22 protein-coding genes and 1 riboswitch are annotated in these 22,280 nt (G+C 68.8%); of the genes, 11 read left to right on the top strand and 11 right to left on the bottom strand.

The window, feature by feature from the left end:
- Positions 1-72 precede the first annotated feature (72 nt).
- Genes ADE01S_RS19400 through ADE01S_RS19385 form a run of 4 tightly spaced genes read right to left on the bottom strand, consistent with a single transcriptional unit; the run spans position 73 to position 3,491 of the window.
- Positions 73-750 carry a DUF484 family protein gene (locus tag ADE01S_RS19400; RefSeq protein WP_062683361.1) on the bottom strand — a complete coding sequence of 226 codons (678 nt, stop codon included), beginning with the start codon at positions 748-750 and terminating at the stop codon, positions 73-75.
- Positions 751-753: 3 nt separating this feature from the next.
- On the bottom strand, positions 754-1,665 hold the full coding sequence (dapF, locus tag ADE01S_RS19395; protein WP_062683360.1) for a diaminopimelate epimerase: 912 nt from the start codon (positions 1,663-1,665) through the stop codon (positions 754-756).
- A gap of 28 nt (positions 1,666-1,693) precedes the next feature.
- Positions 1,694-2,584, bottom strand: a complete 891-nt coding sequence (locus ADE01S_RS19390) for a lysophospholipid acyltransferase family protein (protein WP_062683359.1) — start codon at positions 2,582-2,584, stop codon at positions 1,694-1,696.
- Positions 2,585-2,624: 40 nt separating this feature from the next.
- Positions 2,625-3,491 (bottom strand): lysophospholipid acyltransferase family protein, encoded by an 867-nt coding sequence (locus ADE01S_RS19385; protein WP_062683358.1) that lies wholly within the window; start codon positions 3,489-3,491, stop codon positions 2,625-2,627.
- A 282-nt stretch (positions 3,492-3,773) separates the two neighbouring features.
- On the opposite strand from ADE01S_RS19385, the gene metK reads away from it, so the two are divergent.
- On the top strand, positions 3,774-4,937 hold the full coding sequence (gene metK / locus ADE01S_RS19380) for a methionine adenosyltransferase (RefSeq protein ID WP_062683357.1): 1,164 nt from the start codon (positions 3,774-3,776) through the stop codon (positions 4,935-4,937).
- A gap of 66 nt (positions 4,938-5,003) precedes the next feature.
- Here metK and ADE01S_RS19375 read toward each other — a convergent pair whose 3' ends face one another.
- The gene (locus tag ADE01S_RS19375; RefSeq protein ID WP_062683356.1) at positions 5,004-6,431 is read right to left on the bottom strand and encodes an amidase; all 1,428 of its coding nucleotides are present in this window, start codon (positions 6,429-6,431) and stop codon (positions 5,004-5,006) included.
- 2 nt (positions 6,432-6,433) lie between these two features.
- Entirely contained in the window at positions 6,434-7,750 is a 1,317-nt protein-coding gene (locus ADE01S_RS19370) for an MFS transporter (protein WP_062683355.1), read from the bottom strand.
- Positions 7,751-7,831: 81 nt separating this feature from the next.
- Between ADE01S_RS19370 and ADE01S_RS19365 the strand changes: the two genes are divergently transcribed.
- A complete protein-coding gene (locus ADE01S_RS19365) occupies positions 7,832-8,839 on the top strand; it encodes an Lrp/AsnC family transcriptional regulator (RefSeq protein WP_062683354.1) in 1,008 nt (335 codons plus the stop codon).
- A gap of 27 nt (positions 8,840-8,866) precedes the next feature.
- On the opposite strand, the gene ADE01S_RS19360 is transcribed toward ADE01S_RS19365, so the two are convergent.
- Complete coding sequence (locus ADE01S_RS19360; protein WP_062683353.1) at positions 8,867-9,790, bottom strand: LysR family transcriptional regulator; 924 nt, start codon at positions 9,788-9,790, stop codon at positions 8,867-8,869.
- A gap of 126 nt (positions 9,791-9,916) precedes the next feature.
- On the opposite strand from ADE01S_RS19360, the gene ADE01S_RS19355 reads away from it, so the two are divergent.
- The 9 genes from ADE01S_RS19355 to metF all read left to right on the top strand — a co-directional run bounded on the left by ADE01S_RS19355 (position 9,917) and on the right by metF (position 18,632).
- Entirely contained in the window at positions 9,917-10,900 is a 984-nt protein-coding gene (locus ADE01S_RS19355; protein WP_062683352.1) for a tripartite tricarboxylate transporter substrate binding protein, read from the top strand.
- A gap of 53 nt (positions 10,901-10,953) precedes the next feature.
- The gene (leuC, locus tag ADE01S_RS19350) at positions 10,954-12,375 is read left to right on the top strand and encodes a 3-isopropylmalate dehydratase large subunit (protein WP_062683351.1); all 1,422 of its coding nucleotides are present in this window, start codon (positions 10,954-10,956) and stop codon (positions 12,373-12,375) included.
- The gene (gene leuD / locus ADE01S_RS19345; protein WP_062683350.1) at positions 12,372-13,022 is read left to right on the top strand and encodes a 3-isopropylmalate dehydratase small subunit; all 651 of its coding nucleotides are present in this window, start codon (positions 12,372-12,374) and stop codon (positions 13,020-13,022) included. Before leuC ends, leuD begins: the two co-directional genes overlap by 4 nt.
- 48 nt (positions 13,023-13,070) lie before the next feature.
- Positions 13,071-13,973, top strand: a complete 903-nt coding sequence (locus ADE01S_RS19340) for an alpha/beta fold hydrolase (RefSeq protein ID WP_062683349.1) — start codon at positions 13,071-13,073, stop codon at positions 13,971-13,973.
- Between the two features lie 87 nt (positions 13,974-14,060).
- Complete coding sequence (locus tag ADE01S_RS19335) at positions 14,061-14,297, top strand: DUF1289 domain-containing protein (protein WP_062683348.1); 237 nt, start codon at positions 14,061-14,063, stop codon at positions 14,295-14,297.
- A 100-nt stretch (positions 14,298-14,397) separates the two neighbouring features.
- A complete protein-coding gene (locus ADE01S_RS19330; protein WP_062683383.1) occupies positions 14,398-15,489 on the top strand; it encodes a glycosyltransferase family 4 protein in 1,092 nt (363 codons plus the stop codon).
- 42 nt (positions 15,490-15,531) lie between these two features.
- Positions 15,532-15,666: riboswitch (S-adenosyl-L-homocysteine riboswitch) on the top strand.
- A gap of 100 nt (positions 15,667-15,766) precedes the next feature.
- Positions 15,767-17,185, top strand: coding sequence for an adenosylhomocysteinase (gene ahcY / locus ADE01S_RS19325; RefSeq protein ID WP_062683347.1), 1,419 nt, complete (start codon positions 15,767-15,769; stop codon positions 17,183-17,185).
- Between the two features lie 119 nt (positions 17,186-17,304).
- Positions 17,305-17,640, top strand: a complete 336-nt coding sequence (locus ADE01S_RS19320) for a phage holin family protein (RefSeq protein ID WP_006389784.1) — start codon at positions 17,305-17,307, stop codon at positions 17,638-17,640.
- Between the two features lie 143 nt (positions 17,641-17,783).
- Positions 17,784-18,632 carry a methylenetetrahydrofolate reductase [NAD(P)H] gene (gene metF / locus ADE01S_RS19315; protein WP_062683346.1) on the top strand — a complete coding sequence of 283 codons (849 nt, stop codon included), beginning with the start codon at positions 17,784-17,786 and terminating at the stop codon, positions 18,630-18,632.
- Between the two features lie 82 nt (positions 18,633-18,714).
- On the opposite strand, the gene ADE01S_RS19310 is transcribed toward metF, so the two are convergent.
- Genes ADE01S_RS19310 through ADE01S_RS19295 form a run of 4 tightly spaced genes read right to left on the bottom strand, consistent with a single transcriptional unit; the run spans position 18,715 to position 22,190 of the window.
- Entirely contained in the window at positions 18,715-19,686 is a 972-nt protein-coding gene (locus ADE01S_RS19310; protein ID WP_062683345.1) for a Bug family tripartite tricarboxylate transporter substrate binding protein, read from the bottom strand.
- A 29-nt stretch (positions 19,687-19,715) separates the two neighbouring features.
- A complete protein-coding gene (locus ADE01S_RS19305; RefSeq protein WP_062683344.1) occupies positions 19,716-20,873 on the bottom strand; it encodes a CaiB/BaiF CoA transferase family protein in 1,158 nt (385 codons plus the stop codon).
- A 2-nt stretch (positions 20,874-20,875) separates the two neighbouring features.
- Positions 20,876-21,730 carry an HpcH/HpaI aldolase/citrate lyase family protein gene (locus ADE01S_RS19300; RefSeq protein WP_062683343.1) on the bottom strand — a complete coding sequence of 285 codons (855 nt, stop codon included), beginning with the start codon at positions 21,728-21,730 and terminating at the stop codon, positions 20,876-20,878.
- A 10-nt stretch (positions 21,731-21,740) separates the two neighbouring features.
- On the bottom strand, positions 21,741-22,190 hold the full coding sequence (locus tag ADE01S_RS19295; RefSeq protein ID WP_062683342.1) for a MaoC family dehydratase: 450 nt from the start codon (positions 22,188-22,190) through the stop codon (positions 21,741-21,743).
- Between the last annotated feature and the right edge of the window lie 90 nt (positions 22,191-22,280).

Raw genomic sequence — 22,280 nt, 5'->3', positions numbered from 1 at the left:
GCTTCGGGCGATTCGGGCGGATCGGTGTCGTGCGCGGTGGGTCGCAAGGCGTGCTCCGTGTCCGCCCGGGTCCTAGGCCTTGGGGCTCGCCGGGTTCAGGCGGTGCAGCGCCGCCGAGGCCAGCTGGCCGATGGATTCCAGGAAGGTGGTGCCCATTTCGGGGGTGAAGCGGTCGACGTCGTCCGAACCCAGCACCAGCAGGCCGACGGCGGGGCCGTCGGCGACGAGGCGCAAGGGGACCAGCGCCAGCGACTTGGGCTTGGCGTCCAGCCAGGCGGCGGCCTCGAAGCCGGTGTCGGTGCCGCAGTACGGCGCCTTGAGGCTGTCGGTGAAGGTGCGCACGTCCTGCGTGACGGGCTCGCCATAGCCGGTCTCGGGCAGTTCGGACAGGTCCCACAGGCGCAGGGCCACGTGGTTCAGGTCGAATTGCTCGGCCAGGCCCAGGGCGATCTCGCCGGGCACTTGCTGCGGATCGCATTCCGACAGCAGGCGGCTGCACCACTTGGCCACGTGCGTGCCGATGGTTTCATTGGCGGTGGCGTTGCGCACGAGCTCGTTGAGCCGCCATTCCAGTTCGCGGTTGCGTTCGCGCAGCGTCATGATCTGGCGCTCGCCCAGCGAAATGGCGCGCGAGCCGTGCGGGTGCGGCACCTGCAGCGTGGCGAAGACGTCGGCGTGTTCGTCGAAAAAGCCGGGATTCTCTTGCAGAAAGCCCGCGATGTCCTGGGCGGTAAAAACGGTATCAGTCATGGCTTATCGGTTCAGCCCCATGGAGAAGACGAGCTTGTCGATGTCGACCTGCCCCGTGAAAACGGATTCCGCCGGGCCGGTCATGCGGAGCTGTTCGCCATTCCAGGCGACGGTCAGCACGCCGCCGCGCGCTTGCACGCGCACCGGGGAGTCGAGCAGGCCGCGGCGGATGCCGGCCGCGACGGCGGCGCAGGCGCCGGTGCCGCAGGCCAGGGTTTCGCCCGCGCCTCGTTCGAAGACGCGCAGGCGGATGTTGTGCCGGTCCAGCACTTGCATGAAGCCCGCGTTGACGCGGCGCGGGAAGCGCGGATGGGTTTCGATCAGCGGGCCGAGCACGGAAACCGGCGCGGTATCGACGTTTTCCACGACCTGCACGGCGTGCGGGTTGGAGATCGCCACCGCCGAGATCCAGATGGCGCCAGTCAGGCCCGCGGGCGCGTCCAGCGGCAGTTCCCACAGCGTGTCGTCGCCTTCGGGCCGGGAGGCCAGGCCGTCGGTGTCGAACGGCAGGGCGGCGGGCTCGAAGCGGGTGCTGCCCATGTCGACGGTGACCTGCTCGTCGTCGGCTTCGTCCAGCACCAGGATGCCGGTGGCGATTTCGGCGCGCAGCGGATTGCGGTCGGACAGGCCTTGCTCGTGCACGAAGCGCACGAAGCAGCGGGCGCCGTTGCCGCAATGTTCGACTTCGCTGCCGTCGGAGTTGTAGATGCGATAGCGGAAGTCGGCGTCCGGCCGGGTGGCGCGTTCGACCACGAGGATCTGGTCGGCGCCGATGCCGAAATGCCGATCGCCGAGCGCGCGGGCGCGCTCGGGCGTCATTTCGATCGTTTGGCGGACTCCGTCGAGCATGACGAAATCGTTGCCCGCGCCATGCATTTTGGTGAAGTTCCAGTTCATCACCGGATTATCGCCCATATTGGGGCGCGGGCGGCGCGCCGGCGGGTCAGTAGAGTTTGGGCTCGCCCGGCGGCCGCGTCTTGAAACGGCGATGGACCCAGTAATACTGGCTGGGGCAACGGCGCACCCAGGATTCCAGTTCGCGGTTGAGGCGGGCGGTGGCGTCTTCGAGCGAGCCTTCGCCGGGGAAATCCTCCAGCGGCGGCAGGACATCCACATGGTAGCGGCCCGTATCCGGATTCCAGAAACCCACGATGGGCACGACGGCGGCATTCCACTTCTTGGCCAGCTGCGCCGTGGCGAGCAGGGTCGCGGCCGGTACGCCGAAGAACGGCACGAACACCGAGCCCTGGCGGCCGAAGTCCATGTCGGGCAGGTAGTAGACGGGGCGGGGCGCGCGCAGGTGGCGCAGCAATTCGCGCACGCCGTCCTTGCGGCTGACCAGGAAAACCTCGTTGAAGCGGGCGCGGCCGGCGGCCACGACCGCGTCGATGTGGGGGTCGCTTTGCGGGGTGTACATGGTGGCGGCGCTGGGCACGTCCATGGTGAGGCGGGTGGCCGCGGCGTCCAGCGCGATGAAGTGCGGCGCCAGCAGGATCACCGAGCGGCCCTCGGCCGTCAGCGCATTGATCCGGTCGCTGCCGGTCTGCGTCACCATTTCCTTGACGGCTTCGGGCGCGCCGTACCAGAGCACGCCGCGGTCCACGATGGATTGCGCCAGCGCGCGGAAGTGCTCGGCCAGCCAGCGTTCGCGCACGGCGGCCGGCTGGTCTGGAAAGCACAGTTCCAGGTTGCGCCGGACGATGCGCGCGCGCGATTTGGCCAGCCGCGGCGCCAGCCAGCCCAGGCAGGCGCCGATGCGCAGCCGGGTCGACGGCCTGATGCGGCCGAACCATTTCAACAGGGAGACCAGCGCGCGCGTTTTGAAATCAGTCATGGTGTCAGCAGGGGGACGACGGGCGGGGGCGCGGCGGGGCTCAGCCCGCCGTGGAGGCCGTATCGGCGGCCGGCGCCGGGGGCGCCCCGCGCGGCGTCTTGTAGCGGTTGTAGCTCCAGAGGTATTGCTCGGGGCAGCGGCGGATCAACGTTTCCATGGCGGCGTTGAGCAGCGCCGCCTGCGACTCGGCGTCGGCCGGCAGCGGCTCGGGCACCCGCACGTAGTGGATGCGCCAGCCCCGTCCGCGCGGCAGCCGTTCGCCGGCGGTGAGAATGATGGGAACGCCGGTCTGCGTGGCCAGCTTGCCCGGCAGCGTCATGGTGTAGGCCATGCGCCCGAAGAAGGGCGCCCAGACGCCGTCGCCCACGCCGGGCGCCTGGTCGGGCAGCATGCCCACGGATTCGCCCCGGCGCAGCGCCCGCACGAATTCGCGCACGCCCTGCATGGTGGCCGGCACCGCATTGACCGCCGAGCTGTTGCGCGCGGTTTCCAGCAGCGGGGCCAGGACATCCTTGCGCGGCGGGCGGAACATGACCGTCATGGGCATCTGGCGGGCCAGGTAGCGGGCGGTGATCTCGAAGCACCCCAGGTGCGGCGTCAGGAAGAGGATGCCGCGGTTTTCGGCGCGGGCCGCGCTCACCACGTCGTTGTCGTCCGACACCACGCGGGACAGGCTGTCTTCGTTGCGGAACCAGACCCGCGGACTTTCGAGGATCATGGCGCCGATCTCGCCCGCCGCGCGGCGCGCGAAGGCCGGGGCCGGATAGCCGGCCTGGGCGGCGTTGGCCTGTAGCCGCCGCCGGTACTTGCCAGGCCAGGCGTAGATCGCGCGCCCGGCGAGGCGCCCCAGGGCGTGCGCGACAGGGAGGGGAAGGGCGGCGAATAGTCTGAACAGGAAGAGCAGCATGCGGCGATGGGTTGGGCTGGCGAAGGCGCGTCTGGGGCCGGGAAACGGGCACGGGGCCCGGCGCCGGCAGCAGAACGGCATTTTCGCTTAAAATAGCGGCAGTCGCCGAGTTAACCGACAACTTGCGGGGCGACGGCAAGGGTGTAGCGCTTTGCGCGGCCTTTGCCAAATCCGCTAAAGCGTCGCGCCCAGATCAGTGTATGCCGAGAGGCATGCGGTCCGAGGTGCAACGCGCCTCGTGAACCTATGCGCCGGCAATGCCGGGCACGTAAGGACGCATCTGTGGCCAACAACGACTTTCTCTTTACTTCCGAATCCGTCTCCGAAGGGCATCCCGACAAGGTAGCCGACCAGGTTTCCGACGCGATCCTCGACGCCATCTTCACGCAGGACCCGAACGCGCGTGTCGCAGCCGAAACGCTGTGCAACACGGGCCTGGTCGTGCTGGCCGGCGAGATCACCACGACCGCCAACGTCGACTACATCCAGGTCGCCCGCGACACGATCCGCCGCATCGGCTACGACAACACCGAATACGGCATCGACTACAAGGGCTGCGCGGTGCTCGTCGCCTACGACAAGCAATCGCCGGACATCGCCCAGGGCGTGGACCGCAGTTCCGAAGACTACCTGAACCAGGGCGCGGGCGACCAAGGCCTGATGTTCGGCTACGCGTGCGATGAAACGCCCGACCTGATGCCGGCCCCGATCTGGTACGCGCACCGCCTGGTGCAGCGCCAGAGCGAACTGCGCAAGGACGGCCGCCTGCCGTGGCTGCGCCCGGACGCCAAGTCGCAGGTGACGTTCCGCTACATCGACGGCCGCCCGGCGGAAGTCGATACGGTGGTGCTGTCGACCCAGCATTCGCCTGAAGTTTCGCAAGAAACCATCCGCGAAGCGGTGATCGAAGACATCATCAAGCCCAGCTTCCCCGAAGGCCTGATCACGCCCAAGACGAAGTTCCTGGTCAACCCGACCGGCCGCTTCGTCATCGGCGGCCCGCAAGGCGATTGCGGCCTGACCGGCCGCAAGATCATCGTCGACACGTACGGCGGCGCTTGCCCGCACGGCGGCGGCGCGTTCTCGGGCAAGGATCCCTCGAAGGTGGACCGTTCGGCCGCCTACGCCGCGCGTTACGTGGCCAAGAACATCGTGGCCGCCGGCCTGGCCCGCCAGTGCCAGGTGCAGGTCAGCTATGCCATCGGCGTGGCCGAGCCGATCAACATCACCGTCTACACCGAAGGCACGGGCGTGATCCCCGACGACCAGATCGCCAAGCTGGTGCGCGAACACTTCGATCTGCGTCCCAAGGGCATCGTGAACATGCTGGACCTGCTGCGTCCGATCTACACGAAGACCGCGGCCTATGGCCACTTCGGCCGTTCCGAGCCGGAGTTCTCGTGGGAAGCCACGGACAAGGTGCAGGAACTGAAGAAGGCCGTGTAAGCGCGCCTTGCTTCAAATGGAATACGCCCCCGCGCTGCGGGGGCGTATTTCATTGCGGCGTCGGGATCACAGTCCCCAGGCCGACAGGTCCGGGTGGCGAACCGCCGGCGCCAGCACGGGCTCTAGCGCGGCCGCGCAGTCCAGCAGCGCGGCGTCGGCGCCCGCGGGCGCCAGCAGCTGGACGCCCATGGGCATGCCTTCGGCGTCGTAGCCGGCGGGCAGCGCGATGGCGGCCGAGCCCAGGAAGTTGGCGGGCCGCAGCAGCTTGCCCAGCCCCGCGTGGCGGGTGTCGTCCGGATCCAGCGCCTGGGCGGCCTGGTCGCAGGCCGGCATCAGCAATGCGTCCACGCCGGCCATGGCCTGCGCGAAGGCGGCCATGTCGGCGGCGCGGCGCAACAGGGCGGCTTCATAATCGGCAGGCGAGATCCGGCCGCCCGCGGCGATGCGGGCCCGCACCACCTCCCACAGCGGCTGGGCGGGGTCTTCGGCGAGCGCGCCGTAGTGGCGGTAGGCCTCGTAGGCCAGCACCAGCGAATTGTCTTGCGCCATGCGCTCGAACGACAGGGCCGCCGGCGGGTGCCAGGGGGTGGGCGTGAAGCCGGCGCGTGCCAGCTGTTCCAGCGCCTGGTGCCAGGTCCGCAGGCCGGCATCGGCCAATGGCGCGGGCCAGGCCTCGGGGGGCAGCACGGCCACGGGACCGGCGCCGCGCGCGGCGGGCTCGTTCAAGGCGGCGATGGCGCTGGCCGGAAACGCCAACGTGGTGTCGTCGCCGAGGTCGGGGCCGGCCAGCAATTGCGTCAGCAGGCGGGCGTCCGTCACGCTGCGCGAAATCGGGCCCAGCACGTCCAGCGTTTCCGACAGCGGCAGGCAGCCCGCCCGGCTGATGACGCCGGTGGAGGGTTTGTAGCCGACCACGCCGTTGAGCGCTGCGGGTGCGCGCACGGACCCGCCGGTGTCGCCGCCCAGCGCCAAGGGGGCCAGCCCCGCGGCCACGGCCACGCCGGCGCCGCTGGACGAGCCGCCCGGCGCGCGCGCCGTTTGCGCGTCCCAGGGGTTGCGCGCCGTGCCTTGCGTGGCGTTCTGCCCCGACAGCCCGAATGCGAATTCGGTCATGCGGGTCTTGCCCAGGACGACCAGGCCTTGCGCGGCCAGCTTGCCGAGCGCTGCGGCCGTCTGGCCGCTGACTCGGCCCCGCAGGGCGCTGGAACCCAGGCTGGCCGTGACGCCTTCCCATTGCACGCTGTCTTTCACCGCCACCGGCACCCCGTGCAGGGGGCCGAGCAGGATGCCCGCCGCGAGCAGGCGGTCGGCGGCGTCGGCCAGGGCCAGCGCGCGTTCCGCCGTGACCTCGCTGTAGGCGCCGAGCGCGGGCGCGCGCTCGATGCGGTCCAGGAAGTGAACGGTGACCTGGCGCGAGCTCAGTTGGCGCTGGCGGATGGCGCGGGCGAGTTCGCGGGCCTCTCGGAAATGCAGGGCGGTGTCTTGTGCGGGCATGATTATTTCAGGTCCTGGCCCTTGGTCTCGGGCATGCGGATGAAGGTGATCAGGGTGATCACGGCGCCCGCCAGCACGTAGTAGAAGAACCAGCGCTCCATGCCCTTGCTTTGCAGCCAGGTCAGCAGGTAAGGCGTGGTGCCGCCGAGCAGCGCCACGACCAGGTTGTACGGCGTGCCGATGCCGACGGCGCGCACGCTGGTCGGGAACTGCTCGGACATGATGGCCGGCGCGATGGCCGTGTACATGGCGTACAGCACCAGGCCGAACAGCTCCACGGCCAGGATCGAGCCGAACGAGGGGCCGAGCGTGGTCATCAGCGGATAGAAGAACACCAGGTAGCCGCCGGCGAAGAAGATCAGCTGCGGTTTGCGGCCGATGCGGTCGGACAGGATTCCGAACAGCGGCTGCACCAGCATGAATACGATCAGCGCGACGGTGTTGGCGGCAAACGCGGTCTTCGGATCGGCGCCCACCTGGCGGATGGCGTAGGTGGGGACGTAGGCCACGAAGATGTAGAACGCGAACGTGGTCAGGATGGAGAAGCCCACGATGCGCAGCACTTCGCGCGGATGGTCGCGCAGCAGGGTGCGCAACGGCTGCTTTTCGACGCCGGCCTTCTTGGCGTGGGAGAACGCCTCGGTTTCCGGGATCGAGCGGCGGATCCACATGCCGGCCAGGCCGCCCAGGGCGCCCAGGAAGAACGGAATGCGCCAGCCCCAGGCGGCCATGTCGGCCTTGGTCAGCGTGGAGGTCAGCACCCAGCCGATGGCCGAGGCGGCCAGGATGCCCACGGCCGCGCTGAAGAACACGAAGCTGGAATAGAAGCCGCGCTTGTTCGACGGCGCCATTTCGGCCAGGAAGGTCGTGGCCGAGGCATACTCTCCGCCCAGCGACAGGCCTTGCAGGAGGCGGGCGGCGGTCAGCAGCAGCGGGGCGGCCAGGCCGATGGTGGCGTAGGTGGGGGTGACGGCGATGATCAGCGAGCCGCCGGCCATCATCAGGATGGTCAGGCCCAGCGCGGCCTTGCGTCCGTAGCGGTCGGAGAAAATGCCCAGCAGCCAGCCGCCCACCGGGCGCATGAAGAAGCCCACGGCGAAAATGCCGAACGTCGCCAGGAGGGCCGTGGTTTCGTTGCCTTCGGGGAAGAACTGGCTGGAAAAGAAGATGGCGAAGGACGCGTAGATGGTCCAGTCGAACCATTCGACCGCATTGCCTACACTACCGGCCAGGATGGTGCGCGAGCGGGAGACGGGCGCGGTGCCGGTCGAGGCGGCTGCCCTCTGCGGCTTGCGCAGGGGCGCTGAAGTGCTGCTCATGGAAACCTCAAATAAGAATTTATTTTTGGTCAAAAAGACCGTTTAATTTTGTGTTTTTATCAATGCGCGAACGTTAATTTAATGAATATGGACACGTCAAGTAAGGGTAAGCCCCTAGCCTCAGGGCTGGACGACACCGATCTCGCCTGTCTGATCGCGCTGCAGGCCGACCCGCGCGCATCCTGGCGCGAGCTGGGCGCCGCGACCGGCATCGCCGAGCGCACGGTCGCGCGCCGCATCAAGCGCCTGATGGATGCCGACGCCTTGCGTGTCATCGCCGAGCCCGATCCCCTGGCCACCGGCCGCGGCGTGGTGCTGCACGCCTGGGTGCGCTGCCGTTCCGGCCACGTGCCGGAGGTGGCGGACCAATTGGCGCGGCTGGATATCAGCCAGCTGGTGGTCACGCTGGCCGGTTCGGCCGACCTGATGGCCGAGCTGACGCTGGCGGATGCGGCCGACATGCCGGACGTGGTGACGCGCGTGCTGCCATCCATTGCCGGCGTGGAACACGTGGAGGCGCGGCTGGTGCTGCGGCCGTTCCGGCGCGCCGGCCAGTGGCGCATCCAGGCCCAGGCGGCGGACACCACGGCCGAGCCCGCCGCGGCGCAGGCGCCTGCCGCCCTGACGGATGCCGAGCAGCGCATGGTGGCCTACTTGATGCGCGACGGCCGCGCCAGCCTGGCCGAACTGGCCGAGCAGGCCGGCGTCAGCGAGCCCACCGCGCAGCGCCTGTTGCAGTACATGGTGGAGCGGCGCGCCCTGAGTTTCCGCGTGGAGGTGGAGCCGGCGCTGGTCGGATTCCCGGTGGAGGCGGTGATTTCCGTGCAGGTGCGGCCGCAGGCGGTGGATGCGCTGGCGGCGCATCTGGCGCTGGATCCGAACACGCGCTGCCTGTTCGGCACCAGCGGCGCGTCGCAGCTGTTCTGGCACGTGCTGTGCCGCGACAGCCTGCATCTGTGGGACGTGGTGACGCGCCGCCTGGGCGAACTCGACGGCGTGCTGAACAGCGAAGTCGGCGTGGTGATGCGGGCGCACAAGCGTTGCGGCATCTTGCGGGCCGGCGCGCGCCTGGGACCGGACGCCGTCTAGGCGCGGTTCACCAAGGGCGAGGGGGCGCTACCAGACCGCGTCGTCCGAACCCGGGGCCCGCAGGTGCCGGGCGAAACGCTGCGACAGGAATTCCACGAAGGCCAGCGTCTTGGCCGGCAGGTTCAGCCGTTCGGGATACAGCGCGTGGATGTCGGCCGCCGGCGTGTGCCAGTCCGGCAGCACCACGCGCAGGCGGCCCGCGCGCAGGTGCGCGGCCGTTTCCCATTCGGAGCGCATCACGATGCCATGTCCATCCAGCGCCCATTCCAGGGCGCTTTGGCCGTCGTTGGAACTGACCGGGCCGCGCACCTTGACGGTTTCCGCGCGCGGGCCGGACTCCAGCCGCCAGGTGCCGTAGGCCACGTCGTTCTCGCGCACCACGATGCAGCGATGGCGTTGCAGGTCGCCCGGCGCGCGCGGCTCGCCGTAGGTGTCGAGATAGCGCGGCGAGGCGCAGAGCAGCCGCCGGTTCGACGCGATCTTGCGGGCAGTCAGGCGCGCGTCCGGCAGGTCGCCGAAGCGCACGGCCACGTCGAAGCCTTCCTCGATCAGGTTCAACGGCCTGTCGGTCAGCCGCATCTGCACTTCCACCTCGGGATACTGGCGGGCGAAGTCCGACACCGCGGGCACGATGTGGGCGCGCCCGAAGCCGAAGGTGGCATTCAGCCGCAGCAGGCCCTGCGGTTGCGCCCGGGCGCTGGACACCGAGCGTTCCAGGGCTTCGAGATCCGCCAGGATGCGCCCGCCCTCGGCCAGATAGAGCTCGCCTTCCTGCGTGACGCTGACCCGGCGGGTGGTCCGGTTCAGCAGCCGCACGCCCAGGCGCTGCTCCAGCTTGGCCAGCCGCGTGCTGACCGCGGGTGGCGTCAGGCCCAGTTCGCGGGCGGCCGCGGACAGATTGCCGTGTTTGACCACTAGCGAGAAAAAAGCGAGATCCGATAGGGCGTCCATACGCCTATTTATAAATCAAATTTAATAAAGCTTTCTGTTAATCATTAATTATAAGAATCCAATGGGCCTATACACTGGACTCGCCACCATAGAGCCGCAGAACGCGGCCACACGAGGAGACCAGGAATGAAGATCAAACCCGCGGCCGGCGCCCTGTGCGCGGCCCTTGCCGTCGCATCCTGTTGGACCGGAACGGCCATCGCCGCCGGCGCGTTTCCCGAACGCGCCGTCACGCTCATCGTGCCGTTCGCGCCCGGCGGCAGCGTGGACATCGCGGCGCGCCTGATATCCGACGCCTGGGGCCGTGCCCTGGGGCAGAGCGTCATCGTGGAGAACCGCGCGGGCGCCTCCGGCAATATCGGCATGGCCGCCGTGGCGCGCGCCGAACCCAACGGCTACACGCTCGCCATCAACACCATGTCGCTGGCCATCAACCCCGCGCTCTTCCAGAGCATGCCGTTCGACACGAAGAAAGACCTGCGTTCGGTGGGCACGGTCGGGACGTCTCAGCACGTGCTGACGGTGACCAACAGCCTGCCGGTGGCCAACGTGAGCGACCTCCTCGCCTATGTGCGCGCCCGGCCGGCGAACGACCTGAGCTTCGGTTCGGCGGGCACGGGCAGCACGTTCCACATGGCCGCGGAACTGTTCAAGTCGGTGTCGCGCACGCAGATCCTGCACGTGCCGTACAAGGGCGGCGGCCCCGCCATGCTGGACACCATCAGCGGCCAGGTCCAGATGAGTTTCCCCGTGCTGTCGGCGGCCAAGCCGCAGGTGGACGGCAAGAAGCTCCGCGCGCTGGGCGTGACCGGCACGACGCGGTCGCCGCTGCTGCCGGATGTGCCCACCATCGCGGAATCCGGCCTGCCCGGCTACGAGTTCAACACCTGGTTCGTCATCAGCGCGCCCGCGGGCACGCCGCAGCCCGTGATCGATACCTTGAACGCCAAGCTGGCGCAGGCCTTGCAGTCGCCGGAGCTCGCGCAGCGCATGGGCAAGGAAGGCTTCGAACCGCTGATCTCCACGCCCGACAAGACCGATGCCATGGTCGCCGACGAGATGACGCGCTGGGCCGGCATCGTCAAGGACGCCGGCATCCAGGCCAACTGAACCGCTTTCGATACGCGCCTCACGCGGGGCGCATTATTTTCAGGATGCAAGACATGCGCGGCATGACGCTGTACGACAAACTGGTGGCCAGCCATGAGGTGGCCCGGATCGACGAGGAGCACGTCCTGCTCTATGTCGACCTGCACATCATGAACGAATACACCAGTCCGCAAGCCTTCAGCGGCCTGGCCGCGCGCGGGCGCGCGGTGCTGCGGCCCGGCCAGCAGATGGCGGTGGTGGACCACATCATCCCCACCCATCCGGTGCCGGCGGCACTGCGCGTGATCGCCGACGAGGCGTCCGCCCGCCAGGCGACCAACCTCAAGCGCAATTGCGAGGCGCAGCGCATCGCGCTGTTCGACACCACCGACCCGCTGCAAGGCATCGAACACGTGATCGCGCCCGAGCACGGCATGGTGCTGCCGGGCATGGTGGTGCTGTGCGGCGACAGCCACACCACGACCTACGGCGCGCTCGGGGCGCTGGGCTTCGGCATCGGCACTTCCGAGGTCGAGCACATCCTGGCCACGCAGACGCTGGTGTACCGAGTGGCGCGCAACATGCGCATCCGCGTCGACGGCGTTCTGTCGCTCGGCGTGACGGCGAAAGACCTGGTGATCTGCGTGGTGCATCGCATCGGCGCGCAGGGCGCGCGCGGGCATGCGGTGGAGTTCTGCGGCGAGGCGATAGACGCGCTGTCGGCCGAAGCCCGCATGACGCTGTGCAATATGACGGTCGAGGCCGGGGCCCGCGCGGCGCTGATCGCGCCCGATGCCACCACCGACGCGTACGTCACCGCCCGCGCGCCGCAATTGCGGGGCGAGAGCCTGGCGCAAGCGCGCGCGTGCTGGGCCGAACTGCGTTCAGACGCCGATGCCTGCTTCGACGTGGAGCATGTGCTGGACGCCGCGTCGATCGCGCCGTTCGTCACCTGGGGCACCAGCCCCGACCAGGCCATGCCGATAGACGGCGTCGTGCCCGATCCGCGGGCCGAGCCCGACGCGCTGGCCCGCCTGGCGCTGGAGAAGGCGATGGCGTACGTCGGCCTTGCGCCGGGAACGCCCATCGCGGGCCTGCCGATAGACCGCGTGTTCATCGGGTCCTGCACCAATGGGCGCATCGAAGACCTGCGCGCCGCGGCCGGTATTGCGCGCGGCCGCAAGGTTGCGGCGGGCGTGCGGGCCATGGTGGTGCCCGGCTCGGGGGCGGTGCGCGCCCAGGCCGAGGCGGAGGGCATCGCCGCGCAGTTGATCGAGGCGGGGTTCGAATGGCGCCAGCCGGGCTGTTCGATGTGCCTGGCCATGAACGATGACGTGCTGAGCCCGGGCGAGCGCTGCGCGTCCACCACCAACCGGAACTTCGAAGGCAGGCAGGGCCGCGCGGGGCGCACCCACCTGATGAGTCCGGCCATGGCCGCCGCCGCCGCGCTGGCTGGCCGCATCGTCGACGTCCGCGCCTGGGAGCAGCAAGCATGAATCCGATCATTGAAGGCGTGGCCGCGCCCTTGCCCTTTTCCAATCTGGATACCGACCAGATCATGCCGAAACAGTTCCTGCGCATCATCGACAAGTCGGGGCTGGACCGGGGCCTGCTGCATGACCTGCGTTTCGACGCCGACGGCGCGCCGCGCCCGGACTTCGTGCTGAACCGGTCGGCCTACGCCGGCGCATCCATCCTCGTGGCCGGGCCGAACTTCGGTTGCGGCTCCAGCCGCGAACATGCCGTGTGGGGCCTGCAGCAGTTCGGGATCCGCGCGGTGATCGCGCCCAGCTTCGGCGAGATTTTCTATTTCAATGCGGTGAATAATGGCCTGCTGCTGGTCAGCCTGGCGCCGGCGGAGGTCGACGCGCTGCTCGCCCGGGTATCCGAGGTGGCCACGAACCGCGTGGGCATCGACGTGGCCGCCGGCCGCGTGAGCGCGGCGGACGGCTGGAGCGCCGGCTTCAGCCTGCCGGAGCGCCATCGTCACATGTATGTCCAGGGCCTGGATATGGTGGGCGCGTCGCTGCAGCGGCTGGACGAGGTGGAACGCTTCGAGGCCGCCCACTGGGCGCGCCATCCGTGGATGAAGGACGTGGCGCGCCGGGTGCGCGACCGCCTGGACGCCAGCGCTGCAGACTAACGACGGTTCGCGCCGGCGCAAGCCCGCGCAGCCCGCAAGGAGAGACCCATGACCGATTTCTTCGATCTTCCCATCCGCCGCATCGCCGCCAACGGCATCGAGATCGCCGCGCGTATCGAGGGCTCCGGTCCGCCGATGCTGCTGCTCCACGGGCATCCGCAGACCCACGCCATCTGGCACCGCGTATGGCCGGAACTGACGCGGCACCGGACCTGCGTGGCGGCGGACCTGCGCGGCTACGGCGACAGCGACAAGCCCGCCGCCAGCGCGGACCACGCCGCGTATTCCAAGCGCGAGATGGCAGCCGACATGGTCGGGCTGATGCAGGCCCTGGGCCATTCCAGCTTCGAGGTGCTGGCGCATGACCGCGGCGCGCGCGTGGCGCATCGGCTGGCGCTGGATCACCCCGACGCCGTCACCCGCCTGATGCTGCTGGATATCGCGCCGACCCTGGATATGTACGAAGGCACGACGCGCGCCTTCGCCCAGGCGTATTACCACTGGTTCTGGCTCATCCAGCCCGCGCCCCTGCCCGAAACCATGATAGAGCGCGACCCCGTTTTCTATCTGCGTTCGGTGATGGGCGGACGGCCCGGCGGGCTGGCGCATTTTTCCGAGGCGGCGATGGCCGAGTACGAGCGCGCCGCCCGGCTGCCCGACTGGGCCACGGGCATCTGCGAGGACTACCGCGCTTCCGCCGCGCTGGACCTGGAGCATGACCGCGCGGGCCGCGCCGCGGGCGAGCGCGTGCGCCAGCCGTTGCGGGTGCTGTGGGGCGAGCGGGGCGCCGTGGGGAAGAATTTCGACGTGCTGGGCTTGTGGCGCGCCGTGGCGGACGACGCGTCCGGCGGCCCGCTCGCGGGCGCGCACTACCTCGCGGAAGAATCCCCCGACGCCCTGCTGGCGCAGGCGCGCGCCTTTTTCGGCTGGGACGCGGCGCCGGGCCGATAGCGCCAGGGGGGAGCGGCTGTCAACCAAGCCTGGACGCCCTGTAGGGCCATCCAAAAGGGGACGCACTCCGAGTGTTAACCTTCGCCCATGAACCGCTACACCGTCGACCTGTCCGAATTGCCTGCCGCCGAAGACGCGCAACGCGCCTTCAAGGCCACGGATTCCCCCTGCGTCGCGGTCTGCTCCACGCTGTTCGACGAAATCTGCCGCGGCTGCGGCCGCACGGCCATGGAAGTCGCCAACTGGGTCTTCATGACCGAAGAGGAAAAGCGCGAAGTCTGGGTGCGCATCAAGGCGCAGGGGTATCCCCGCCGCAACAACTGAGGGCCGGAAAGGGCCGCCTCCCGCGCGGCGCGGCCGGGCGGTCTTGGGCTTGTCACATGGCGCGGGCTAAATCGCGCTATTGCCCACTTCCGGCTCGATCATGCGCATCGTCCTCGTCACGGATGCCTGGCATCCGCAAGTCAATGGGGTCGTCCGCACCTGGACGACCATGCAGCAGATCCTCGGCGAATGGGGCCACGAGCTGATCGTGGTGAATCCCCAGGGCAGCCGGACCGTGCCGGCGCCATCCGAGCCGGACCTGCGCCTCTGCCTGCAACCGGGCCGGCAACTGCGCCGGATCCTGGGAGACATCGTGCCGGACGCGCTGCACATCGCCACCGAAGGGCCGCTGGGCCTGGCCGCGCGCCGCATGGCGCTGGCGCGGGGCTGGCGCTTCACGACCTCGTTCCATACCCTGTTCCCGGACTACCTGCAGGCGCGCATGGGCATCCCGGCGGCGCTGCCCTGGCGCTACCTGCGCTGGTTCCACCGGCCGTCGCAGCGCGTGCTGGTGCCCACGCCCACGGTGCGCGACATCCTGGCGCGGCGCGGCCTGGCCAACCTGAGCATCTGGTCGCGCGGCGTGGATCCCCGCAAGTTCCAGCCCGGCCCCAGCGCGGCTTTCGAGGGCCTGCCCCGTCCCGTATTCCTGAGCGTGGGGCGGGTGGCGCGCGAGAAGAACCTGGATGCCTTCCTGTCGCTGGACCTGCCGGGCAGCAAGGTGGTCGTGGGCGGCGGGCCGGACGAGGCGCGCCTGAAAAAGCGTTTTCCCGATGCGATCTTCACGGGCATGCAGCAGGACGGCGCGCTGCCGGCGCTGTACGGCGGCGCCGACGTGTTCGTGTTCCCCAGCCTGACGGATACCTTCGGCCTGGTGATGCTGGAAGCCATGGCCTGCGGCACCCCGGTGGCCGCCTTCCGCAGCGAGGCGCCGCTGGCGGTGGTGACGCAGGGGGCGACGGGCTTCCTCGACGAGGACCTGGCCCATGCCTGCCGCGCCGCGCTGTCGCTGGACCGCCACGCGGTGCGCGAGCACGCGCTGACCCGCAGCTGGGATGCCGTGGCGTCGGACCTGCTGGCGGCGCTGGTGCCGCTGGACGGCACCGCCCACGGCGCGGCCGACGCGGACGTGTCCTGCGTGCCGGAGGGAACGTACACGCTGGAGGCCGCCCGACGCGGAAATGGCCGATAAGGCATGCTGCCCGTCGGCCGGTTACCGGGTACAATGCCCGGCAATCCTGAGGAGCGTTGCGACGACCCTGCGGTTCGCGTGGCACACACTGCCCGCGGAACCCGGCTCGCCAGGCTCAGGAATCCTTGTTCAAGCGGCGCGCCTTGCGCGGCGCTACAGCAACGGCGCTCACCTTTGTCGCATATGGCGGGAAAGGCGAGCACTCGACTGTCGTGGTGTATTCGCGTTGTCCGGCCATCCTGCGCGCCGTTCGTATTTCACGTGGAGCCTACACACCATGAACGCTGTGACTGACAAATCCTTCTCCGACTATATCGTCGCCGACCTGTCGCTGGCCGGCTGGGGCCGCCGCGAGCTGGCCATCGCCGAAACCGAAATGCCCGGCCTGATGGCCATCCGCGAGGAATTCGCCGCCCAGCAGCCGCTCAAGGGCGCCCGCATCGCCGGCAGCCTGCACATGACCATCCAGACCGGCGTGCTGATCGAAACGCTGGTGGCCCTGGGCGCCGAAGTGCGCTGGGCTTCGTGCAACATCTTCTCCACGCAGGACCACGCCGCCGCCGCCATCGCCGCGTCGGGCACGCCGGTCTTCGCCGTCAAGGGCGAGACGCTGGAAGAGTACTGGCAGTACACGCACAAGATCTTCGAATGGCCCAATGGCGAAAACGCCAACATGATCCTGGACGACGGCGGCGACGCCACCTTGATGCTGCACCTGGGCACCAAGGCCGAAAAGGACATTTCGGTGCTGGCCAATCCGGGCAGCGACGAAGAGCGCATCCTGTTCGCCGCCATCAAGGAAACGCTCAAGCGCGATCCCAAGTGGTACTCGACCCGCCTGGCGCTCATCAAGGGCGTGACGGAAGAAACCACCACCGGCGTGCATCGCCTCTACCAGATGTCGCAGAAGGGCGAGCTGGCGTTTGCCGCCATCAACGTCAACGACTCGGTCACCAAGTCCAAGTTCGACAACCTGTACGGCTGCCGCGAATCGCTGGTGGACGGCATCAAGCGCGCCACCGACGTGATGGTCGCCGGCAAGATCGCCGTCGTGGCCGGCTACGGCGACGTGGGCAAGGGCTGCGCCCAGGCGCTGGTCGCCCTGCGCGCGCAAGTCTGGGTCACCGAAATCGACCCGATCTGCGCCCTGCAGGCCGCCATGGAAGGCTTCAAGGTCGTCACGATGGACGAAGCCGCCGCGCACGGCGACATCTTCGTCACCGCCACCGGCAACTACCACGTCATCACGCGTGAGCACATGGCCGCCATGAAGGACCAGGCGATCGTGTGCAACATCGGCCACTTCGACAACGAAATCGACGTCGCCAGCCTGGCCGACTGCCAGTGGGAAGAGATCAAGCCGCAGGTCGATCACGTGATCTTCCCGGACGGCAAGCGCATCATCCTGCTGGCCCAGGGCCGCCTGGTGAACCTGGGTTGCGCCACCGGCCACCCCTCGTTCGTGATGTCCTCGTCGTTCGCCAACCAGACGATCGCCCAGATCGAACTGTTCACGCGCAACGAGGCCTACCAGTCCGGCCAGGTCTACGTGCTGCCGAAGCACCTGGACGAGAAGGTCGCCCGCCTGCACCTCAAGAAGCTGGGCGTGAACCTGACCACGCTGCGCAAGGACCAGGCCGACTACATCAGCGTGCCGGTCGAGGGCCCTTACAAGCCCAACCACTACCGCTATTGATGGTTGTAGCAAAATAGGAAAGTGCCGCGCCATGTCGGCGCGGGCTTTCCGGTCCGCGGAGCCCCCTCGCGATTGCATGACGTCCGCGGGGCCGCCGGACTCAAAACAGGAGGTCGAACATGGCATTGATACTCGTCTGGATCCTGAACGCGGTGGCCTTGCTGGCCGTTGCCTACCTGCTGCCGGGCATCACGGTGGCCAGCTTCGGATCGGCGCTCATCGCCGCGCTGGTGCTGGGCCTGGTGAACATGCTGGTCAAGCCGGTGCTGGTGCTGCTCACGCTGCCCATCACGATCGTCACCCTCGGTCTCTTCCTCATCGTCATCAACGCCCTGTTGTTCTGGTTCGTCGGCTCCGTGCTGAAGGGCTTCCAGGTCAACGGGTTCTGGTGGGCCGTGGGCGGTGCGATCCTGTACAGCATCATCTCCGGCCTGCTGACCAAGCTGATTCCCTGAATGTAGTTAGGGCTCACCCCCGAAGCGCTGCGCGCTCCCCCCTCCAGGGGGCATGCCAGCGGGCCGGCAAAGCCGGCTCCGCGGCATCCCGATGGGGAGGAGCCCGTTTCATGCGATGCGCGTGGCGCCATGGATAACTGATAATGTCTGATTCGATTTCCCCAGCATTCAGTCTGGAATTCTTTCCCCCGCGCGACCTGGCCGGCCAAGAACGGCTGGTGCGCGCGGCCAAGCAGATGCTGGCCATCCAGCCCAAGTACGTCAGCGTGACATTCGGCGCCGGCGGTTCCACCCGCGCCGGCACGGCGGATGCCGTGCGCACGCTGCGCAACCTGGGCTGCGATGCGGCGCCGCACCTGTCGTGCGTCGGCTCCAGCCGCCAGGACCTGCGGGACATCCTCCAAGCCTACAAAAACGAAGGCGTGCGGCGCGTGGTCGCCTTGCGCGGCGACCTGCCTTCGGGCATGGGCGGCGACGCGGGCGAACTGCGCTACGCCAACGAACTGGTGTCGTTCATCCGCGAGGAAACGGGCGACTGGTTCCACATCGAAGTGGCCGCCTACCCAGAAATGCACCCCCAGGCGGCCAACCCCTCGGCCGACCTGGACCATTTCGTGCGCAAGGTGCGGGCGGGCGCCGATGCCGCCATCACGCAGTATTTCTTCAACGCCGACGCCTATTTCGACTTCGTCGACCGCGCCCAGGCCAAGGGCGTGGCCGTGCCCATCGTGCCGGGCATCATGCCCATCACGAACCACACGCAGCTGCTGCGTTTCTCGGAAATGTGCGGTGCCGAAGTGCCGCGCTGGATCCGCCTGCGCCTGGCGGAGTTCGGCGACGACAAGGCTTCCATCCGCGCTTTCGGCGTGGACGTGGTGACCGAGCTGTGCCAGACGCTGCTGGACAACGGCGCGCCGGGCCTGCACTTCTACACGCTGAACCACGCGGAAGCGCCGATGGCGGTGTGGAAGGAACTGTCGCTGCAGGCGTAAGCGCCACGCGCCAGCCCGCCGCCGGGCAGACGTAGAAAGCCCACCCGCGAGGGTGGGCTTTTTGCTGCTCGCCGAGGGGCGCCTATTCCGGCTGGATGCCCGCCTGGCGGATCTGTTGTCCCCAGGCGTCGTATTGCGCCTTTACGAATTGCTGCAGGGGGTCGCCCACGGCCAGGTCCGGCTCCATCCCCATCGCGCGCAGCCGTTCCTGCACGGCGGGGTCGCGCATCGTCGCCGTCAACTGGTCGGACCACCACTTCGCGGCCCCGGGCGCCAGGGCGGCGGGGCCGGCCACGCCGATCCATCCTGTCAGGTCGAGGCTGCCCATGCCCAGTTCCTGGGCCGTGGGTACGGCCGGCAGGATGGTCGAGCGCTTGCTGGATACCAGGGCCACGGCATTCAGGTTCTGCGCGCGGATCTGCGGCAGCACCGCTCCCAGGTCGGCGGCCACGAAATCGATGCGCCCGCCCAGCAGGTCCGTCACCGCGGCCGGCTGGCCCTTGTACGGCACACCCAGCACCTCGGCGCCCGCGGCCCGGCTGAAGGCGGCCGCGACGACCTGGCCCGTTCCCGAGCCGTAGCCGCTCGTCACGGCGTTGGGCTTCTCCTTGGCCGCCGCCACCAGTTGCCGGGCGTCGCCGTGCTTGCCGGCGGCGCGCGTGACGATCACGACGTCGAACCGGACCACGCGGCCGACCTGGGTGAAGTCCTTGATGGCGTCGTAGCGCTGGAACGCCTTGGACAGGTAGGGGCCCGACGAGCTGGTGGCGCTTGAGCTCGGCATCATGGTGTAGCCGTCGGGCGCGGCCCGCGCCACGGTGTCCACGCCCAGCACGCCCAGCGCGCCGGGCTTGTTCTCGACGATGATCTGCGCGCCGGTGCGGGCGCGGATATCGTCCACCACCACGCGCGACACGTTGTCGATGGTGCTGCCGGCCGGAAAGCCGACGACGAAGTGGATGGGCTTGTCCGCCTGCGGATAGTCCGCGGCGCCGGCCAGCGCGGGCAGGCACAGCGCGGCCGCGATGACGGCGGATCGGGTCGTTGTTTTCATGGTTGTCTCCTCATGCTTGTCTCGTGGCGTCAGCGGTTCCGCCCGGCGCCGGCTTCCGCCAGGATTTCGGCGGTGTGCTCGCCCAGCCCGGGCGGATGCCGCCGGATGTCGGCGGGCGTGCGGCTGAACCTGACGGGCAGCCCGGCCTGCACCAGGCGCCCTTCGGTGGGGTGTTCCGATTCGTGCCAGAAGCCGGTAGCCCGCAGGTGCGGATCGGTCAGCAGCTCCTCGAAGCCGTTGACCGGCGCGAACGGGATATCCGCGGTCGCCAGCAGCCCGGTCCATTGCGCCGTGGTGCGTTCGGCCAGCACCGTCTCGACGTAGCGGTACAGCTCGGGGAAATGCCGGCTGCGGCTGTTGAGGGTCAGGTAGCGCGGGTCTTGCGCCATGTCCGGGTGTCCGGCCAGGGCGAAGAAGCGTTGCCACTGCGGCGTGGTGTAGGGCACCACGCTCATGTAGCCGTCGCGCGTGCGGAACGGGCGACGGTATTCGTTGAGCAGGCGCGCATAGCCGGCCGGGCCTTCCGGCGGCACGAACGTCAGGCCGGCCAGATGCTCCGGCGCCAGGAAGGCGACCATGCATTCGAACATCGGCACTTCGACCGCCTGGCCGCCGGCGCCGCGCTCGCGTGCCAACAGCGCGCTGGTTACCGCGTTGGCCACGTAAAGGGCCACCACTTTGTCGGCGACCACGGAATTGACGTAGCGGGGAGCGCCGGCGCCCGCGCCGCCCTGCAGCCACGCCATGCCGGACGCGGCCTGGATGGTGTCGTCGATGGCGGCGCGCCCGGCATACGGACCCGCTTCCGAATAGCCATAGCAGGCGCAATAGACGAGGCCGGGAAAGCGCGCCGAAAGCGTCGCGTAGTCCAGGCCGAGGCGGCGCATGGCGGGGGCGCGCATGTTCGAGATGAACACGTCGGCGCCGCCGATCAGGGCATCGAGCTGCGCCCGGCCCTCGGCGGTCTTCGCGTCGATCACGGCGCTGCGCTTGTTGCGGTTCAGGTTGAGGTGGGTATGGCTCATGGCGGCATGGCGCTGGGGGGTGACGTGGCGGAACACATCGCCCTCCGCCGACTCGATCTTGATCACGTCCGCGCCCATGTCGCCGAGCATCTGGGTGGCCATGGGGCCCATTCCGACGCTGGTCATGTCGATGATTCGTATCCCGTGCAGCGGTCCGGGCATGATCAGTCCTCCCCCAGCAGCCGGCGCGCCAGGCGCAGGTGGGGCCGGTCGATCATCTTGCCTTCCAGCCGCAGCGTGCCCGCGCCCGGATTTCCGGCAAATGCGGCGATGACGGCCCGCGCCCATCGCAACTGGCCTTCGTCGGGCGAGAGTGCCGCATTGATCCCGTCGGCATGGCGGGGATGGATCGCCATCTTGCCGACGAAGCCGTCGCGGAACGCTTCGCTGGCCTCGTCGGCCAATACTTCGGGCGCATCGAGTTCGACGCAGACCGTGTCGATGGCGCGCACGCCCGCCGCCGCGGCCGCCATCAGGCACAACGAGCGCGCCAGGCGGAAAGGTTCGGTATAGCGGCCCACGTCGCGGTTGAGCAGCGCGCCGACGTCCGCGGCCAGGTCTTCCGCGCCCCACGCCAGGCCCCACAGGCGGGGCGTGGCGCCGCGGTAGTCGTGCAGGCCGAACAGCGATTGCGCGGTTTCGGTGACGATGGCCAGGATGCGGGTGGCGCCCGGGATGGCGCCGGCCGCGGCCTCGAACGCATCGAGGTAGTGCGACAGCTGCCGCATGTTTTCGCGGCCGGTGCATTTGGGCAGCACGATGCCGTAGGGGGCGGCCGGAATCACGGCGGCCAAGTCGGCCAGGGCATCGCAGCCGTCGAGCGCATTGATGCGCACCCACAGCGGCTTGCCGGCGGCGCCGCGTTCCAGCATGGCGCGGACCTCCATGCGGGCCTCGGCCTTCCGGTCGGGCGCGACGGAATCTTCCAGGTCCAGGATCAGCGCGTCGGCGGTACTGGCGGCCGCATGGTCGAATTTGCGCGCGGAATCGCCGGGCACGAACAGCAGGGATCGGGTCATGGCGGAGTTCCTAGGGCCGCTTGCGCATCAAGGCCGAGCGCTTGCAGACGGCGACCACTTCGTCGCGGTGGTTCAGCGCGGTGTGTTCGAACTCGACGATGCCCGCATCGGGCCGGGAACGGCTTTCGCGCATCGACAGCACGCGGGTGCGCACGTGCAGGGTGTCGCCCGCGAAAACAGGCTTGGGGAAGGCCACGTCGGTCATGCCGAGGTTGGCCACCGTGGTACCCAGCGTGGTGTCGTTGACGGTCATGCCGATCAGCAGGCCCAGCGTGAACAGGCTGTTGACCAGCGGCTTGCCGAATTCGGTCTGCGCGGCGAAGTGCGCGTCCAGGTGCAGCGGCTGCACGTTCATCGTCAATGAACTGAACAGCACGTTGTCCATCTCGGTCAGGGTGCGGGTCCAGGCATGCTCGAACGCCTGCCCGGCGGAAAACTGTTCGTAATAGAGGCCAGCCATCTTCCTTCCTTCTGGGTAGCGCGCCGGGCGGCAGCCCGGGGTTGGCGCCGCCTCGACGGACAATTGTCGAATGCGTTCTTACTCTTGAAC

This window comes from Achromobacter denitrificans NBRC 15125 (assembly GCF_001571365.1).
GTDB classification, from domain to species: Bacteria; Pseudomonadota; Gammaproteobacteria; order Burkholderiales; family Burkholderiaceae_B; genus Achromobacter; species Achromobacter denitrificans.
The sequence above is the reverse complement of the archived record's forward strand: the minus strand, read 5'-3'. Positions and strand labels throughout refer to the sequence as shown.